The following is a 16,620-nucleotide window of genomic DNA, read 5'->3' as shown; positions in this document are numbered from 1 at the left end:
CCTCTGGATGCGGTGGTTCGCTGGCGAACTACCGCATTCAGAGGACGAAACGCGTCAGCATTCGACGCGTTTGCGCAGGGCGGCGTCCTTGTCGAGCACGAGTTGCTCCAGATCCGCCTGGAACTGGGCCATCTTCGTCTGGAGGCCTTCGTCGGACGCGGCGAGGATGCGGACCGCGAGCAGTCCGGCGTTCCGTGCCCCGCCGACGGAAACCGTCGCGACCGGGACACCGGCGGGCATCTGCACGATCGAGAGCAGCGAGTCCATGCCGTCGAGGTACTTGAGCGGCACCGGCACCCCGATCACCGGCAGCACCGTCGCCGACGCGACCATGCCCGGCAGGTGCGCGGCGCCGCCGGCACCCGCGATGATCGCGCGCACGCCACGCGAAGCGGCCGAAGTCGCGTAGTCGAGCATCCGCTGCGGAGTGCGGTGTGCCGAGTAGACGCCGACCTCGTATTCGACGCCGAACTCGGCCAGGGCCTGCCCGGCCGCTTCCATCGTCGGCCAGTCCGAATCGCTGCCCATGATCAGGCCAACCTGCGGCGACATTCTCACACTCCTATATCTGCTGGTGAACCCGCGACCGCGATCGACGTCGGCAGGACGCTACTGGTCGTCCAAGTCGCGATCGGCGACAGGGCGCCCTGCCACCGCGATAGCGGGGCCTTCGGCCGGGCGGGTTCACACTTGCGGTCACTTCTCCTGGAAAACTCAGCTCCGCCCACAGGCGGCTAGTGGATCTCGTAGCCGTCGAGCCAGACGGCGTGGGAAAGCCAGTGCGCGGCGAGCAGCGCGCGGTCGCGCAGCTCCTCCATGCGTTCGCCCACGAGGTTGACGTGGCCGAGTTTGCGACCGGGACGTTCTCCCTTGCCGTACAGGTGGACGCGGATGTCCGGGTACCGCGCGAAAAGGTGGTGCAGCCGCTCGTCCGGACCCATCTCCGGGGTCTCGGGGGCGCCGAGGACGTTCGCCATCACGCAGGCGGGGGCGATCAGATCGGTCAGCCCGAGCGGGTAGTCGAGCACCGCGCGCAGGTGCTGCTCGAACTGCGACGTCCGCGAGCCGTCCTGCGTCCAGTGTCCCGAGTTGTGCGGGCGCATCGCGAGTTCGTTGACCAGCAGGCCTTCGTCGGTCTCGAACAGCTCGACGGCGAGCAGCCCGGTCACGTTCAACGTCGCGGCGATCCGCAGCGCGAGGTCCTGCGCCTCCTGCGTGCGCTGGACGCTCAGCCCCGGCGCCGGAGCGAGCACCTCGGTGTTGATCCCGCCGGACTGCACGGTCTCCACGACCGGCCACGCCGCGCCCTGCCCGAACGGGGACCGGGCCACCAGCGCGGACAGTTCGCGCCGCATGACGACCTTTTCCTCGACCAGCAAGGGGGTTCCGGCGTCGAGGAGTTCGGGGACGGTCTCGCGCGCGTGCCGCGCGGTGTCGAGCATCCAGACGCCGCGGCCGTCGTAGCCGCCCTGCGCCGCCTTGAGCACCACCGGCCAGGAGTGCTTGTCACCGAAGGCGATCACATCGTCCACAGAGGACACTTCGGCGAAGTCGGGGCCGGGGATCTCGAGTCCGGCCATCATCTCGCGCATGACGAGCTTGTTCTGCGCCATCGACAACGCGGCCGGATCGGGCCGGATGGTGACGCCTTCCATCGCGAGCGTCAGCAGGTGCTCGCCCGGGACGTGCTCGTGGTCGAAGGTCAGCACGTCGACCCCGGCGGCGAACGAGCGCAGCGCTTCGAGGTCGGTGTGGTGCCCGTGCACGACCTCGCCCGCGACGAGGCCGGCGGATTCGTTCTCCCCGGCGGCGAGCACGCGCAGGGACTGGCCGAGGGAGATCGCCGCCTGGTGGGTCATCCTGGCCAGCTGTCCGCCGCCCACCATGCCCACGATCGGAAGACCGGTTCGTTTGTCCACTGGCCGAAGTTCTCTTTTCCGCTGAGGCCACATTCAACACTGCGAGGAGCAGATTACTTGGCCGCCACCGCCGCGACCTGGGCGGACCCGCGTCGCAGCTCCCGCACGGCCAGGCCTGTGATGGCGATCGCAGCGGTGAGGACGTAGACGTTGCCGAGCAGCGACCAGCCCGGCCCCCAGCCGAACTCGGTCACCCCGCCGTTGGGCACGAACATGATCACGCAGCTCACGAACAGCACCGCGACGCCCGCGGCAGGAACCCACGACCGGCGGACGACGAGCAGGACGAGCAGCGGCACCGTCCACACCCAGTGGTGCGACCACGACACCGGCGAGACCAGCAGCCCGTAGAACGCGGTCACCAGCAGCGCGCCGACAGCGTCGCCGCGGCGGTGCAGGCGCACGACCAGCCACACCGCGGGTACGGCGAGGACGGCGGCGATCGCGATGGCGACCGCCAGAGACCACGACGCGAGTTCCGAAGCGCGGTTCACCAGGCCGTTGAGCGACTGGTTGAAGATCCAGTGCACGGAGCCGACCCGGCTGGGGTCGGTCGCCGATTCGGTCCAGAACCGGACGGCGTCACCGGGGATCACCGCGAACATCACGGCTTCGAGTCCGGCGAACGTGCCGAGCGCCCGCAGCGCGTCCTTCCAGCGACCGGTGAACAGCAGATGCGGCACGAAGATCAACGGCGTCAGCTTGATCGCGGCCGAGATCCCGATCAGCACCCCGGCCCAGCGCGAACCGCGGGCCGAAAGCACCAGGACGTCGAGGACGATCAACGCCATCAGGATGAGGTTGATCTGCCCGAGGAAGATCGTCTTCCAGACCGGCTCCAGCGCCAGCGCGCCCGCCGTGGCCAGCGGCAGCACCCACCATCGGGTGATCGGAGCGCCGCAGGCGCGGGCGACCACGGAGATCACGACGCTCAGGCAGACCAGGGAGAGCGCGCCGACAACGCCCCAGGTCAGCCCCACCGGGACGATGGCGAGCGGCAGGAACAGCGGCGCCGCGGCCGGGGTGTAGGTGAACGGCAGCAGCACCCACGGCGGCAGCGTCGTGAGCGCTTCGCGCGTGTAGAGCGGTTCACCCTTCAGCAGGGTGAGGGCACCGGCGCGGTAGACGGCGCTGTCCGCGCCCAGATGCCATTCCCCGAGCCAGGCGACGACGCCCAGCGCGAGCATCGCCAGCGCGAGCGCGCCCGCCAGCGTGGCCCCGACGACCCGGGGCTCAGCCGCCGGACGCGACTTCAGCATGTTTTTCGTCGTCCCCGACAGCGGCGTCCCCCGTGCCCGCGCCCTGCTTCCGGCGCAGGTACCACCAGCGTCCGGCCAGCGCGACCGCCAGTACCAGCGGCATGAAGATGTACGCGCTGCCGAGGATGTTCTGCCACACCTTCCAGTGCAGTTCGACGTTGCGGCCATTCGGCAAGATCAGCAGTACGCAACTGATGAAGACGAAGAACACCGCGAAGGTGCCGAGCCAGCGTTTCCACGCGGTGGCGGGTGTGGTCTTCGGCAGGCGCGAGACCAGCAGTACGACCAGCGGCGCCACCCACACCCAGTGATGCGTCCAGGAGATCGGCGAGATCAGCAGGATCCAGAACGCCGTCACCAGCATCGCCGCGAGCGCCTGGCCCTTGCGGTGGAAGCGCAGCACCAGCCAGATCGCCGGGATCGCGAGCAGCGCGCCGATCCCCATCGCCGCCTTCGACGCCCAGGGCGCGAGCTCGGTGAAGCGGTTCATCAGCGCGTTCAGCGACTGGTTGCCCGCCCAGTGCACCGGGCCGATCCGGCCGGTGTCGGGCAGCGTGTAGGTCCAGTACCGGGCCGCGTCGTGCGGGATGATCAGGAACATCAGGCCCTGCAGCACGATGAACGTGATGAGCCCGCGGATGGCGTCCATCCGGCGGCCGGTGATGAACAGATGCCCCAGGAAGACGATGGGAGTGAGCTTGACCGCGGCCGCGACGCCGACGAGCACGCCGCCCCAGCGGCTGCCCCTGGCCCCGATGACCAGGATGTCGAGCATCACCAGCGCCATCAGGATGATGTTGATCTGACCGAGGAAGGTCGTGCGCCACACCGGCTCGAGGCCGAGGAAGACCAGGAAGAACGCGATCGTGGACCGGGCGGGCGAGGCCCACCAGCGGGGACCGTCGGTCGAGGGCTTCGGCAGCGCGCCGATGGCGATCCGGACGCACAGCGCCAGCGCGAGCAGCGAGACCGCGGTCAGGAGCCCCCAGGCGACCTGCGTCGGGACCAGCGCGAGCGGGATGAAGAACAGCGCCGCCGTCGGCGGATAGGTGAACGGCAGCAGCGCCCACCACGGTTCCACCGGGAGGGTGTTCGCGTCGTACAGCGGATCACCGTTGAGCAGGGTCTCGGCACCGGCGCGGTACACCGCGCTGTCCACGCCGAGCACCCAGTCGTGCTGCCAGCCCCAGATACCGAAACCGATCGCGACCAGCGGAATCACCGAAAGGATCAGGATGGACCTCGGCCGGACGGACAAGCGGGCGAGCGACCTCCGCAGCGACAGGCGATGCTGCGGGCGGCTCGCCGAAACGTCGCCGTTGGTGTCGGCGGGAACAGTCCGGGTCACGGAAACAGGAAATCATGAACCGGGTCGTCCCTGGTCCGCAGGGTCGGCCGTGACCTGGAGAACGTCTTGCGCTACCCCGGCTCAGGACCGCGCGAGCGAGCTGAGGAGATCGCACGCCTGGTCGTAGGTCGCCGGGAGCCGGACGGCCGAAATCTGCGGGCGGCCGGTGTCCCTCAGCTGGGCGTCCACCGAAAGCCGCTCGTTGAGCGCCCTTCGCAGCGCGACGCCGGACGAAGCGAGCCTCGCGTCCTTCGACACCAGCGCGCCCGCGACGGACGGCCCGAGCGAGGCGACGCTCTCCCCGCCGTCGAACACCTGCTTCAGCGCGTCGGCCACCAGGATCATCCCCGTCAGCCGGGGCCAGCCCGCGACCGAGCTGAAGTCCATCGAGACCACGAGCAGGGTGTGCACGTCCGAGACCGGCCGTTCTTCACGGCGGGCCTGGCGGTACAGCTCACTCAACCGGGTCCTCAGGTACGCGGCCGTGGGCAGTCCGGTGAGCGGTTCGGTGACTTCGGTGTTCACGAGCTGATCGGTCGCGACGTCCGCCCACGCCAGCGCCGTCACCCGGAGTAATCGGGACGGCGTGGTGTCGACATCCGGTGCGACGAATCCGTCGACCGCGTCCGGGTCGGCGAGCACGGCGTGCAACGCCGCGAGGTCCGCGAGCGTTTCCGCCAGCCCGGCCCCCGCCGCGGCACGCGCCCGGCCCAGTCCCGCGAGCGCGGTTTCCGCCACCTCGGCGGAGGCGGTCCGGCCGTTCTTGATCACCGCGGCGCAGACGGCGTCGACCTCGGGGAGGCCCCAGTCACTGGGGAAACGCCAGCCGGCGGCCAGGCTGGCCGTCCGCCAGCGGGCCCGCAGGGCGCGAAGAGAGCGATCTCTTTCGAACCGGTTCCAGGCGGCTTGCCCGTCGGGCGCACCAGTCGCCGGTACGTCCACCACCCACCGCCCCTTCCGTTTCGGATCTTGTCGATCTTGCGATCGCTTCACGGTGGGGACGCCGGTCCACGTCGTGCGTGACGGCGTTTTCCAAGGATCTTTCCGAACTCTTCGGTAACCCGGCCCGGGTGAAGGTGTTGGGCTCTCCGGGTCATCGGCAGGGCCGCGAGGTGACGTGCGTCGCCCGTTCCGTCACACTGAGCGTGTTCGGGCGTTAGGAAGAGTAGAGCCGCCTAACCCGCATGATGAAGGAGTCCCGTGTCCACCGTTCCCGCCGATCTCTCCGGTAAGAGTGACGCCGAGCTGATCGCCGAGGTGCGTGACGGGAAGATCGCGTCCTACGGAACGCTCTACGAACGTCACGCCGGCGCGGCGCACAATCTCGCCCGTCAGCTCGCCCGTTCCAGTTCCGAAGCCGACGACCTCGTTTCGGAAGCCTTCGCGAAGGTGCTGGACACGCTGCGTGGCGGCAAGGGCCCCGACGCCGCGTTCCGCGCGTATCTGCTGACAGCGCTCCGGCACACCGCCTACGACAAGACGCGCAAGGACAAGCGCGTCGACCTGAACGAGGACATGTCCGACGTCGGCGGTGCCGTCGGCGAAGCGCTGACGGTCCAGTTCTCCGACACCGCCGTCGCCGGGCTGGAGCGCTCGCTCGCCGCGAAGGCGTTCGCCCGGCTGCCCGAGCGGTGGCAGGTGGTGCTGTGGCACACCGAGGTCGAGGGGCAGACCCCCGCCGAGGTCGCGCCGCTGCTGGGACTGAACGCGAACAGCGTCTCCGCGCTCGCCTACCGCGCCCGTGAGGGCCTGCGGCAGGCGTATTTGCAGGTCCACCTGGCCGAGAACTCCGCCGAACGCTGCCGCGCGAGCGCGGACAAGCTCGGGGCGTGGACCCGCGACGGGTTGTCCAAACGCGAGCGTGCCCAGGTGGAGAGCCATCTGGACGAATGCGAGAAATGCCGCGCGCTGGCCGCGGAGCTGGCCGAAGTCAACACCGGGCTGCGCGGGATCATCGCGCCGATCGTGCTCGGTGGCGCGGCTCTCGGTTACCTCGCGACGGCAGGCGCGGGCAAAGCGGCGGCGGCCACCGCCGCCGGGACGGCCGTCACCGCGGGCACGACTTCGGCGGCCGCGGCCGGTGCGGCGGGGTCCAACTCGGGCGGCGCCGCCGGTGCCGCCGCGGCCGGACCACGTCAGCTCATCACGGTGGGTGGAACGAGCGCGGCCATCGTCGCCGCCGTCGCCGTGGCGCTCGCCGCCGGTGGCGGCACTCAGGAGATCCCCGCCGCCGCTGCCGTCCCGCCACCCGCCGTGGCACCGGCTCCGACCTCGGTGAAGCCGCCGGCCGTTCCTCCGGTGGTCCCACCCGCGCAGCCGGTGCCGCCGCCAGCTCCTCCCGCTGAGCAGCCGCCGCCCGCCCAGCAGACCCCTCCGCCGCAGCAGACCCCGCCGCCGCAGCAGCCGCCGCCCGTCGAGCCGCCGCCCGCTTCTTCGCCGTCGATCCCGTCGCCGCCGGTGATGACGGCGTCGACCCCGACAGGCGGTGTCCAGCTCAAGCCCGGCGAGGCCGCCGATCTGCCGATCACCGTGCGCAACGACGGCGGCTCGAAGTCCGAGCCCGTCGCGGTGTCGCTGAACCTGCCGAAGGGGGTGACGGCCGTTCCCGCCGCCGGTGGCGGTGGCGCGATGGGCGTCAACGGTTTCCGGCAGCAGGCCCCCGCCCCGATCGCGGTGAGCTGCCCCGGTGGCAGCGGCACCGTGACCTGCAAGACCGGTACCGGCCTCGAACCGGGACAATCCGCGGTACTGACCTTCCGGCTGCTCGCCGACGACAAGGCCGTGGACGGCAGCACGGTGACCGGTTCGGTGACGGCCGGCGCGCAGATCAAGGTGTCCGTCGCGGTGAAGGTCAAGGTGCCGGCACCGCCGGACGACCTCAGCCTGACGGCCTGGACCGATGATCTGTCGGCGTTCCCCTGGAACCGCCATCCGCTGGTGCGGGTCAAGGTGACGAACACGGGCAAGTCGACGAAGCCGGTGACGATCACCCTGGATCAACGCCTGCTCTATTCGTCCAGCTTTTCCGGCATCGTGTGCCACCCGACCGGGGAAGGCGCGTCGTGCACCTCGCGCGGATCGCTGGCTCCTGGGCGCCAGGCGAGCCTGATCGCCCGGTTGAAGAACCGCCCGGCGGAGAACGTCCCGTTGACGGTGAACGCCACCCTCGGCAGTGCGAAGGCAGGTCCTGAGCGGATCTATTTCGACTGCTGGCGTCACTGGTGTGACGACAACGCACTGCTTCCGCCCACCACCGTGCCTTCGCTACCTTCGGTCACTTCGAAGCCTCCGTCCACTTCGCAGACCCCGAAGCCGGGACGGCCCGGGTGGCCTTCGCCGTCGAAGAAGCCTTCGCCGTCCGCCACCACTTCGGAGCCCGCGAAGCAGGAGACCACGCCTCCCGCCGCGACCACGAGCGCACCGCCGCGGCCGGGGAAGTCCAAGCCGACCACGCAGCCCAACGGGATTGTGGACCGCATCTTCGAGTAGCGTCCCCCGCATGCTGGGGAGGCACCGGGAGCTACTGCGTTTCGCCGTGGTCGGGGGCGCGAGCTTCGTCATCACGATGACGATCAACTACGGGCTCAAATTCACCGTGCTGATCGACAAACCGGTCACCGCGCTGATGATCGGTGTGCTGGTCGCGACCGTTTTCTCGTACGTCGCGAATCGTGAATGGTCGTTTCGCTCCCGTGGCGGCCGTGAGCGCGCCCACGAAGCCTCGCTTTTCTTCCTGCTCAGCGCGATCGCGCTCGGCCTCAACGCGCTTCCGCAGCTGGTTTCGCGGTACGTGCTCAAGCTGGAACAGCCGCACGTCGGACTGCTCACTCAGGAGATCGCCGACTTCGTCAGCGGCGTGATCGTCGGGACCCTGCTCGGCACGGTGTTCCGCTGGTGGTCGTTCAAGAAGTGGGTCTTCCCGGTGGCCGACGCGCGGCCGCGGCTGGTGCGGGGCGAAGGGCGATCCGAGCGGCGCGACGCCGCCTGATTCGAAACACCCAAAGCGTCATATAACGCGCTGTCCATCCCCTCCCGGCCCATTCCACGGTCCACGCGAATTAGACTGGTCGGGTGACCGTGGTCGAATCCGTCCTTTCCCGGACGCCCGAGCCGCTCCGATCGGTGCTGATCAAGCACCGGGAGCTGCTGAAGTTCGCGATCGTGGGCGGCACCACGTTCCTCGTCGACAACGGCGTCTGGTACCTGCTGAAACTCAGCGTGCTGGAATCGAAGCCGACCACGGCGAAGGCGATCGCGATCATCGTCGCGACGATCGTGTCCTACATCCTCAACCGCGAATGGTCGTTCCGGACCCGCGGCGGCCGCGAGCGGCATCACGAGGCGGCGCTCTTCTTCGTGATCAGCGGGATCGCCGTGGTGGTGAACCTGATCCCGCTCTACACGTCGCGGTACGTCTTCGATCTCGAAGTGCCGCACGTGACCAGATTCGTCCAGGAGTTCGCGGACTTCACGAGCGGCTCGATCATCGGCATGTTCCTGGCGATGTTCTTCCGGTTCTGGGGCTTCAAGAAGTGGGTCTTCCCCGACGAGTTGGGCGAACGCCGCCGGGACAGCGACGAGCCGGACGACGACGTCGTCCCTCTCCGGTAAGTACTTGCTAAAAGACATGTGATTGTCTAGGGTCATCCATGTCAACGTTCCTTCACTGATGACGCCGGCCGGGTTCGTACGGTCGAGCGGGACGAATTCGAGGTGATCGCCAAGCGCGAAGAGGACCGCATCCGGTTCGGATGACGGTTGAGCCTTTTCCCGTCTTGGCGGGGATCCAGAGCAGTGCTCTGCGTCCCTCGCGTTCCCTCGTTTCTTCCAGTGAACGGATCCTTTCTTGAGTACCGCTCTCGGCGCGCCTCCGCGCGCCCGAAACACCCTTGCCCTCGTCGGGCTCTTCGCCGCCGTGTTCCTGGCGATGCTCGACGCCCAGGTCGTCGCGACCGCCCTGCCGCGAATGGTCGGCGAACTCGGCGGCGCCACGTCGTTCGCCTGGGTCACCACCGCGTATCTGCTGGCCGGCAGCGTCAGCGCGCCCGTGTACGGAAAACTCGGTGACCTCTTCGGCCGCAAACGCGTCGTTCTCGTCGCGATCACGCTGTTCGTCCTCGGCTCCCTCGCCTGCGCGCTCGCGCCGACGATGCCGCTGCTGATCGCCGCCCGCGTCCTCCAGGGCGTCGGGTCCGGTGGCCTGTTCGTCGCGGTCGCCGCGATCATCGGCGAACTGTTCCCCGGTCGCGAAGGCGCCCGCTATTTCGCCTGGTTCTCGATCTGCTTCGCCGGGTCCTCGCTCGCGGGCCCTGTCGTCGGCGGCGTGCTGACCGATTTGGCGGGCTGGCGCTCGATCTTCGGGCTCAACGTGCCGATCGGGCTGGCCGCGCTCGTCGTCGTCGCACGATTCCTGCGGCTCGAACGACGCCGGACGACCGCGCCGTTCGATTTCGCCGGCATCGTCGTCCTGTCCGGCGCGATCGTCGGCCTCACCCTGGCGACGCCCCTGTCGGCATCGATCGGCGGTGTCCTGCTCGTCGCGTTCCTGCTCATCGAACGCCGGGCGGCCGAACCGGTCATCCCGCTTCGGCTGTTCAGCGCCAGGATGTTCAGCCTGAGCGTGCTGGCCAGTGCCGCGGCCGGGTTCGTGTTCCTGGGCTCGGTCAACTACCTGGCGCTCTTCTTGCAGACCGCGGGTGGCGCCGGACCTTCGGAAGCCGGACTCCTCCTACTGCCCATGACGCTCGCGGTCGCCGCGTCGTCGATGGTCGCGGGCCGGATCATCGCCAAGACCGGCGCCTACCGCTGGGCACCGATCCTCAGCATGACCCTCGGCCTCGCCGCCGCGCTCGCGATGTCCACAATGGACGAAGCGACGCCCCTGCCGCTCGTCGTCGCCTATCTCGTCGTGTTCGGCGCGGCGGCCGGGCTCAACATGCAGGTGCTTTCCATGGCGGCACAACAGAACGTCGCCCGCACCGACCTCGGCGCCGTATCGGCGACCGTCGGTTTCCTGCGGTCCCTCGGCACCACGGCCGGGCTGACCGTTTTCGGCGCGGTGTTCACGAATTCGTTCGGCACCGACAGTCCAGCCGGGTACGCCTCCGCGCTCAACGGCGTGTTCTGGGTGATGGTCCCCGCCCTGGCTGTCGGCCTCGTCGCCTCCCTCTTCCTGCCGCGCGTCTCCTTGCGGCGCAACCACTAAGGAGTTTTCGATGATCCTCGTTCTCGGTTCCACCGGCAAAATCGGCCGCGAACTCGTCCCGGCGTTGCTGGACAAAGGCGCCCGCGTACGCGCCCTGACGCGCGACCCCGCCCGCGCCCGGATCGATCCGCGCGCCGAAGTCGCCGCCGGCGATCTCGACGCTTTCGACCCCGCGCTGCTCGACGGCGTCGAGCGCGTCTTCGTCCTGACCTCCGGCCACGGCTCGGACCCGCTCTCCCAGGAACGAACCGTGCTCAAGGCCGCCTCCGGTGTCGCGCACGTCGTCAAGCTTTCGACGACCGGAGTCCACTTCGGACAGACCGATCCGATCTCGCTGGTGCACACCGCCGCCGAGCAGGCCGTGCGGGAGGCCGGGCCGGACTGGACGATCCTGCGTCCCGGTACGTTCATGGACAACCGGTTCGCCTGGCTGCACGCCGTGCGCGGTGACGGCGTCATCCGTGTCCCCGAAGGCGATCCGGCGTCCGCGCTGGTGCACGTCCGCGACATCGCCGCGGTCGCCGCGACCGTGCTGACCACCGACGGGCACGCGGGCAAGACGTATCCGATCACCGGCGGCGAAGCGCTCACGACGCGGCGGCAGGTCGAGATCCTCGGCGACGCCCTCGGCCGACAGCTGACCTACGTCGAAGAGCCCGAAGCCGACGCCCGCGCGCGGATGCTCGGCTTCGGGTGGCCCGCTTCGGCGGTCGACGGGATCTTCGAGCTCAAACGGCAGTCCGCCGGGAACGAGAAGATCGTGTTCGACACCGTTCGCGACCTTCTCGGCCGGGCGCCGCTGACGTTCGACGACTGGGCTCGGGAGCACGCCGCCGCCTTCGCCTGACCTGCGAAAAGAGAGCAAGGGACCTTTGCTGTCGCCTGTGCTTTGGGGCTCGGCTGCGCCTTGGGGCGCTGCTTCGGTACATGAAGGCCCCCTTGCTTGCGCCTAGCTCCGTGAAGGACCCCTTCATGTACTTGGGTGGCCGCTGCGAAGGGCGAGTTTCCTCGGCTGAGCCGCGTGAAGGGGGCCTTCACGCGCACCCGCTGCGACTTGGGGGGTCACTGGGGTTTTTGAGGTTCCTGAAGCTCTTGGGGTGGTGCCGTGGTCCGTGAAGGACTCCTTGAGGGACCCAGGGTCCCTCAAGGAGTCCTTCACGGACCTACAGGGTAGGCAAGGGGGCCTTCACGGACCTACACCTCTCTCAACATTGAGAGAAGCGATAGCAAGGGACCCTTGCTATCGTTCGTTAGTGCACTAACTAACGTGAGCAAAGGTCCCTTGCTCCCCCGCCCTGGGCCGAAGGGGTTAATGACTTGGGCGGATCCCCGCGATACGCGACACTCATCAGGCGTTTAATTCTTGCCGGTCCGCTGTCCGGACCACGCGTTGTCCGCGACCGGCCCTCTCACTAACGTGCCGCGTCGGGGAGACAGGGGGAGATCGTATGAACGAACGCCTGCGCGTGCTCGTGGTCGACGACCATCCGTTGTTCCGGTTCGGGGTCTGCACGCTGCTGGCCAACGAACCCCAGGTCGACGTCGTCGGCGAGGCCGCGAGCGGGGCGCACGCGATCAGTGCGGCGAGCGCCCTCTCGCCCGACGTCGTGGTCATGGACCTGCACCTGCCCGACATCAGCGGCGCCGAAGCGACCCGGCACATCGTCGCCGAACAGCCCGGCGTCGGCGTGCTGATGCTGACGATGGCGGACGAGAGCGAGTCGGTCTTCTCCGCGATGCGCGCCGGAGCGCGCGGATATCTGCTCAAGGACGCCGAACCCGACGAAATCATCCGCGCCGTTCACGCCGTCGCGAGGCGCGAAGCGATCTTCGGGCCCGACATCGCGACGCGAGTCCTCGGCTTCTTCAATCAGACGCAGCCGAACACGGACACGGTGTTCCCGGAACTGACCGTCCGCGAACGAGAGGTCCTCTCGCTCATCGCCGGCGGGCACAGCAACACCGTCATCGCCAGCACACTCTGTCTCAGCCCGAAGACCGTGCGGAACCACATTTCCAACGTGTTCAGCAAACTCCACGTCGCCGACCGCGCCGAGGCGATCGTGCGCGCCCGCGAAGCCGGGCTGGGTCGTTGAAGCCACCACGAAAGCCGCCGTTGAAAAAGCGACCCCGATAAGGGCGGCTTTTCGGGCAATTCCGGGACCGGAGTCCCATGCGCCCGGGACACCTCACCCGGCAGGGTGAGTAGCAGTGCGAGGGGTGGGGCCCTCGCGCAGTTCGAGGGGAATGGGAATCACATGTTCGAACCGAACAGGACACCGGTGGTCGTCCGCGCCACCGATCCGATTCTGCACAACGGCGTCTGCATGACGCTCCGCTCCCGTGACGACGTCTGGCTGGTGGACGGGGAGACCGCCGACCCGGGCATGGTGGCCCTCCTGGTCACCGATCGCCTCGACGAGGCCATGACACAACTCCTGTCCGCGCTGCACCACCAGGGGTACACCCGCATCGTGCTCGTCGCGGGTGAGGTCGACGACAACGAGATCCTCAGCGCCATCGAGCACGGCGTCTGCGCGGTCGCCCGCCGCTCGGAGGCGGGCGCCGACGTCCTGGTCCGGCTGATCAAGGCGGCCGCCGCCGGGGAGGGCGCGCTCCCGCCCGACCTGCTCGGCAGGCTCCTGCACCGGGTCTCGCGGCTGCAACGTCAGGTGTTGCAGCCGCGTGGCCTGCACATGGGCGGCATGAGCAACCGGGAGACCGAGGTGCTCAAGCTGGTCGCGTCGGGGTTCTCGACACAGGAGATCGCCGACCAGCTCTGCTATTCGCAGCGCACGGTGAAGAGCATCCTGCACGACGTGACCAACCGGTTCCAGCTCCGGAACCGGTCGCACGCGGTGGCTTACGCACTGCGTGAGGGATTGATCTGACGTCGTGATCACCCAGGTCGACGAGGCGTTGTGCCGGCTCATCGCGCCTCATCTGCCGGAGGGGACGGTGGTCCGCCTGGATCCGCCGAAACCCACCTGGCAGACCGAGACCCCGGTTTCGGTCGTCGACCTGTTCCTTTTCGCCCTGCACGGCGCCGGCCCGGGAACCGGCGCCGTGCGGGCGAAGCGGTGCGAACTGTCCTATTTGATCACCGCGCGGGCGGACAAGGTCAGGGACGAGCACACCTTGCTCGACCGATCGCTGCGCGCCTTGATCCGGACCGAAATCCTGATGGTCGACGACCAACCGCTGCGGCTGGCCATCGGGAAGACCGATCCGACCGGGCTGTGGGTCAGCCTCGGCCTGCCGGCCAGGGCGGCGTTCGTCGTCACGGTCACGGCGGAGTACCGAGACTGAGCACCGAGGCCCGCCGCAGGACCACCCCGCCGATGGACGCCAGCTGCGCGCCGAACAGCTCGCACCATTCGGCGGCGGTCTCGGGCGGACCGCAGTCACCGGCCCGCCGCGCCCACTTCGCGCGGACTTCGAGTCGATAGCCCAGCAGCCCGGTCAAGGTCAGCCCGTTCCGGCCGGCGCCGATCCAGCAGGTGCCCTGGTAGACCCAGCTGCCCGGAGGCTGGAACACGGCGCTCTCCTGGACGAACCGGTGTCCCGCCGCTCCGGTGACGGTCGCGACCGGGGTGTCGATCCCGCTGACGAACAGACCCTTCGAAAGCAGGTCCAGGGCTTCGGCCTCCATCCGCTCCACCACGCCAGGTGGACGACGGCACGCGTAGAGGTCGCCGTCGAAGGACAACCGCACGGAAATCGCCACCTTGCCGATCTCCACGGTCGCCGCCGCCACCGGGCTCACGGGTGGGCGGTACCGGAACGCCGTCGCTCGCACTCCCCGACGTTAGGTCGGCGCCCTTCCCACGCGTTGCCCGATGGGGTGGTCCTTCGGGAGGTCTTACCGCGGGACCCGCTCGGCGGGCCAGCGCACTTCGGCCACATCGCCCGGCCTCGGGACCTTCAGGAAGAGGCTGAACACCGCGGGCTGTTTGCTCGACAGTTCGAGCCGTCCGCCGTCGGCCTCGATGAGCGCACGGGCCAGGGCGAGCCCGACGCCGGTCGAGCCGCCGCCGGAGAATCCGCGTTCGAAGATGTGCGGCGCCAGCTCGTCGGGCACTCCCGATCCGGTGTCGGCGACCTCGATGACGACGGTGGCCTCGGTGTCGCCGCGCCGGGCGGCGATCGTGACCGTTCCCGCGCCGTGGCGCAACGCGTTGTCGAGGAGGACACCGACGACCTCGCGCAACCGGCCCGGCGTCGCCCTCGCCCTGAGCCCGTCCGTGACACGGATCCGGAGATGCCTGCCTTCGGCGCGAAGCAGCTGTCGCCATTCCTCCGAAATCTCGGGAAGCATCTCCGGCAGATTCACCGGTTCCGCGCCGACCTCGCGCGCCGCCCGTGCGGCGGCGAGCAGTTCGTCGAGCGCCTCGGCCAGCCGGTCCGCCTGTTCCTGCGCGGCCTTCGCCTCGTCGACGACGTCCTGATCGGGGTGGACGGTCAGCGGTTCGAGCCGTAGTTGCAACGCGGTCAACCGGCTTCGCAGCTGATGCGAGACGTCGCCGACCAGCTGACGTTCTCGCTGGACGAGCTGCGCGAGCGCCGTCCCGGACGCGTCGAGCGCTTCGGCGACCATGTCGAGTTCGCCGACGCCGTAGCGTTTCGGATCCGGCCGGAAATCGCCGCCGCCGAGTTTGACCGCGCGATCGGCGACGTGTCTCAACGGTTTCGCGAGCCGCCGCGCGGTCACGGTCGCGACCACCGTGCCGGTGCCCACCGACAGCACGACCAGCAGCACCACGAGCAGCGTCATCTGGGTCTGGCGGGTGCGCATCGGCCCGGCGGGCACCGCCAGCTCGACTTCGCCGTGCAACGCGATCGGCGCCTTCTCCGACACCACGTCGGAGCCGGGGTCGGAGCCGTACCGCTTCTCGATCTGCCCCTGCGCGCGGACGGTCAGCAACCCGCCCTGCGGGACCGCCACCCGGACCAGATCGAGGTTGATCGGCTGGCCGACGGCGATCTCGTTGTCCAGCGTCGCCGCGATCCCCCGGGCCGAGGACGCCAGGTTCTCGCGGTTGAGGTTCTCGACCAGCTGCCAGGCGGTGATGCCCAGCGGGATGCCCAGCACCGCCGCGGTCACCGCGACGGCGAGCAGGATCGCCAGGAGGATGCGACGGCGCATGCTATTCCGCGTTGAAGCGGAAGCCGACGCCGCGCACGGTGGCGATCCGCCGTTCGCCGTCGCCGTTCCCGCCGCCGGGTTTGCCCGTCCGCCCCGCCGCCTCGTCGGCCGCGATGGCGAGCTTCCGGCGCAGCCACGACATGTGCATGTCGAGTGTCTTCGAAGTCTTCGATTCGAGGTCGTTCCACACCTCGGCGAGGATCTCGTCGCGACTGACCACCTGGCCCGCACGGCTCATCAGCACCCGCAGGAGTTCGAACTCCTTGTTCGCCAGCTGCACCTCGTGCAGGTCCACGGTGACCATCCGGGCGCCGAGGTCCATCCGCACTCCCCCGGCTTCGAGCACTTCGGGCGCCCGCCGTCGGAGCAGCGCCCGGATCCGGGCCAGCAGCTCGGCGAGCCGGAACGGTTTCGCGACGTAGTCGTCGGCGCCGGCGTCGAGCCCGACCACGAAGTCGACCTCGTCCGTGCGCGCGGTCAGCATCAGCACCGGGACCTCGGTGCCGCTGGCGCGCAGGCGGCGGCAGACCTCGAGGCCGTCCATCCCGGGCAGGCCGAGATCGAGGACCAGGAGATCCACGCGGTCGCTCTCGGTCGCGTCGAGGGCGGCGGGCCCGTCGCCGACGACACGCACGTCGTAGCCCTCCCGCTGGAGCGCTCGGGAAAGCGGATCGGCGATGGCCGGGTCGTCCTCGGCGAGTAGCACCATGCTCACCTGGCCAACTCTACGACTGCCGGGCGTG

General features: G+C 69.2%; 16 protein-coding genes. 8 read left to right on the top strand and 8 right to left on the bottom strand.

Going from position 1 to position 16,620, the window contains the following annotated elements; all coding sequences use genetic code 11:
- Positions 1-54: 54 nt before the first annotated feature.
- The 5 genes from purE to B0293_RS12835 all read right to left on the bottom strand — a co-directional run bounded on the left by purE (position 55) and on the right by B0293_RS12835 (position 5,468).
- Positions 55-552 carry a 5-(carboxyamino)imidazole ribonucleotide mutase gene (purE, locus tag B0293_RS12855; protein WP_005155467.1) on the bottom strand — a complete coding sequence of 166 codons (498 nt, stop codon included), beginning with the start codon at positions 550-552 and terminating at the stop codon, positions 55-57.
- A 182-nt stretch (positions 553-734) separates the two neighbouring features.
- Positions 735-1,919, bottom strand: a complete 1,185-nt coding sequence (locus tag B0293_RS12850; protein ID WP_039917164.1) for a 5-(carboxyamino)imidazole ribonucleotide synthase — start codon at positions 1,917-1,919, stop codon at positions 735-737.
- Between the two features lie 53 nt (positions 1,920-1,972).
- On the bottom strand, positions 1,973-3,178 hold the full coding sequence (locus B0293_RS12845; RefSeq protein ID WP_005155469.1) for a glycosyltransferase 87 family protein: 1,206 nt from the start codon (positions 3,176-3,178) through the stop codon (positions 1,973-1,975).
- The gene (locus B0293_RS12840; protein ID WP_005155472.1) at positions 3,153-4,526 is read right to left on the bottom strand and encodes a glycosyltransferase 87 family protein; all 1,374 of its coding nucleotides are present in this window, start codon (positions 4,524-4,526) and stop codon (positions 3,153-3,155) included. The genes B0293_RS12845 and B0293_RS12840 overlap by 26 nt, the downstream gene beginning before the upstream one ends.
- A gap of 81 nt (positions 4,527-4,607) precedes the next feature.
- A complete protein-coding gene (locus B0293_RS12835; RefSeq protein ID WP_039917197.1) occupies positions 4,608-5,468 on the bottom strand; it encodes a hypothetical protein in 861 nt (286 codons plus the stop codon).
- A 258-nt stretch (positions 5,469-5,726) separates the two neighbouring features.
- On the opposite strand from B0293_RS12835, the gene B0293_RS12830 reads away from it, so the two are divergent.
- The 8 genes from B0293_RS12830 to B0293_RS12795 all read left to right on the top strand — a co-directional run bounded on the left by B0293_RS12830 (position 5,727) and on the right by B0293_RS12795 (position 14,040).
- Entirely contained in the window at positions 5,727-8,015 is a 2,289-nt protein-coding gene (locus tag B0293_RS12830) for a sigma-70 family RNA polymerase sigma factor (protein ID WP_005155474.1), read from the top strand.
- Between the two features lie 10 nt (positions 8,016-8,025).
- Positions 8,026-8,514 (top strand): GtrA family protein, encoded by a 489-nt coding sequence (locus tag B0293_RS12825; RefSeq protein WP_039917166.1) that lies wholly within the window; start codon positions 8,026-8,028, stop codon positions 8,512-8,514.
- A gap of 83 nt (positions 8,515-8,597) precedes the next feature.
- Positions 8,598-9,137, top strand: a complete 540-nt coding sequence (locus B0293_RS12820; protein WP_005155476.1) for a GtrA family protein — start codon at positions 8,598-8,600, stop codon at positions 9,135-9,137.
- 235 nt (positions 9,138-9,372) lie between these two features.
- A complete protein-coding gene (locus B0293_RS12815) occupies positions 9,373-10,731 on the top strand; it encodes an MDR family MFS transporter (RefSeq protein WP_005155477.1) in 1,359 nt (452 codons plus the stop codon).
- A gap of 10 nt (positions 10,732-10,741) precedes the next feature.
- Positions 10,742-11,578, top strand: a complete 837-nt coding sequence (locus tag B0293_RS12810) for an NAD(P)H-binding protein (protein ID WP_005155478.1) — start codon at positions 10,742-10,744, stop codon at positions 11,576-11,578.
- 601 nt (positions 11,579-12,179) lie between these two features.
- Positions 12,180-12,827 (top strand): response regulator, encoded by a 648-nt coding sequence (locus B0293_RS12805; RefSeq protein ID WP_005155479.1) that lies wholly within the window; start codon positions 12,180-12,182, stop codon positions 12,825-12,827.
- A gap of 162 nt (positions 12,828-12,989) precedes the next feature.
- Positions 12,990-13,622 (top strand): helix-turn-helix transcriptional regulator, encoded by a 633-nt coding sequence (locus B0293_RS12800; protein ID WP_005155480.1) that lies wholly within the window; start codon positions 12,990-12,992, stop codon positions 13,620-13,622.
- A gap of 4 nt (positions 13,623-13,626) precedes the next feature.
- Positions 13,627-14,040 carry a hypothetical protein gene (locus B0293_RS12795; RefSeq protein ID WP_005155481.1) on the top strand — a complete coding sequence of 138 codons (414 nt, stop codon included), beginning with the start codon at positions 13,627-13,629 and terminating at the stop codon, positions 14,038-14,040.
- Here B0293_RS12795 and B0293_RS12790 read toward each other — a convergent pair.
- The 3 genes from B0293_RS12790 to B0293_RS12780 all read right to left on the bottom strand — a co-directional run bounded on the left by B0293_RS12790 (position 14,018) and on the right by B0293_RS12780 (position 16,586).
- A complete protein-coding gene (locus tag B0293_RS12790; RefSeq protein ID WP_245191922.1) occupies positions 14,018-14,530 on the bottom strand; it encodes a hypothetical protein in 513 nt (170 codons plus the stop codon). The two genes, B0293_RS12795 and B0293_RS12790, sit on opposite strands and share 23 nt — an antisense overlap.
- 63 nt (positions 14,531-14,593) lie before the next feature.
- Complete coding sequence (locus tag B0293_RS12785) at positions 14,594-15,877, bottom strand: ATP-binding protein (protein WP_005155483.1); 1,284 nt, start codon at positions 15,875-15,877, stop codon at positions 14,594-14,596.
- A 1-nt stretch (position 15,878) separates the two neighbouring features.
- The gene (locus B0293_RS12780; RefSeq protein ID WP_039917201.1) at positions 15,879-16,586 is read right to left on the bottom strand and encodes a response regulator transcription factor; all 708 of its coding nucleotides are present in this window, start codon (positions 16,584-16,586) and stop codon (positions 15,879-15,881) included.
- Between the last annotated feature and the right edge of the window lie 34 nt (positions 16,587-16,620).

The organism is Amycolatopsis azurea DSM 43854, assembly GCF_001995215.1.
Lineage (GTDB): Bacteria > Actinomycetota > Actinomycetes > Mycobacteriales > Pseudonocardiaceae > Amycolatopsis > Amycolatopsis azurea.
The sequence above is the reverse complement of the archived record's forward strand: the minus strand, read 5'-3'. Positions and strand labels throughout refer to the sequence as shown.

What these genes read in the sequence shown, in the direction of transcription:
- purE (WP_005155467.1), bottom strand. Translation starts at nt 552, where the DNA reads ATGTCGCCGCAGGTTGGCCTGATCATGGGCAGCGATTCGGACTGGCCG.
- B0293_RS12845 (WP_005155469.1), bottom strand. Translation starts at nt 3,178, where the DNA reads ATGCTGAAGTCGCGTCCGGCGGCTGAGCCCCGGGTCGTCGGGGCCACG.
- B0293_RS12825 (WP_039917166.1), top strand. Translation starts at nt 8,026, where the DNA reads ATGCTGGGGAGGCACCGGGAGCTACTGCGTTTCGCCGTGGTCGGGGGC.
- B0293_RS12800 (WP_005155480.1), top strand. Translation starts at nt 12,990, where the DNA reads ATGTTCGAACCGAACAGGACACCGGTGGTCGTCCGCGCCACCGATCCG.
- B0293_RS12785 (WP_005155483.1), bottom strand. Translation starts at nt 15,877, where the DNA reads ATGCGCCGTCGCATCCTCCTGGCGATCCTGCTCGCCGTCGCGGTGACC.
- B0293_RS12810 (WP_005155478.1), top strand. Translation starts at nt 10,742, where the DNA reads ATGATCCTCGTTCTCGGTTCCACCGGCAAAATCGGCCGCGAACTCGTC.
- B0293_RS12805 (WP_005155479.1), top strand. Translation starts at nt 12,180, where the DNA reads ATGAACGAACGCCTGCGCGTGCTCGTGGTCGACGACCATCCGTTGTTC.
- B0293_RS12780 (WP_039917201.1), bottom strand. Translation starts at nt 16,586, where the DNA reads ATGGTGCTACTCGCCGAGGACGACCCGGCCATCGCCGATCCGCTTTCC.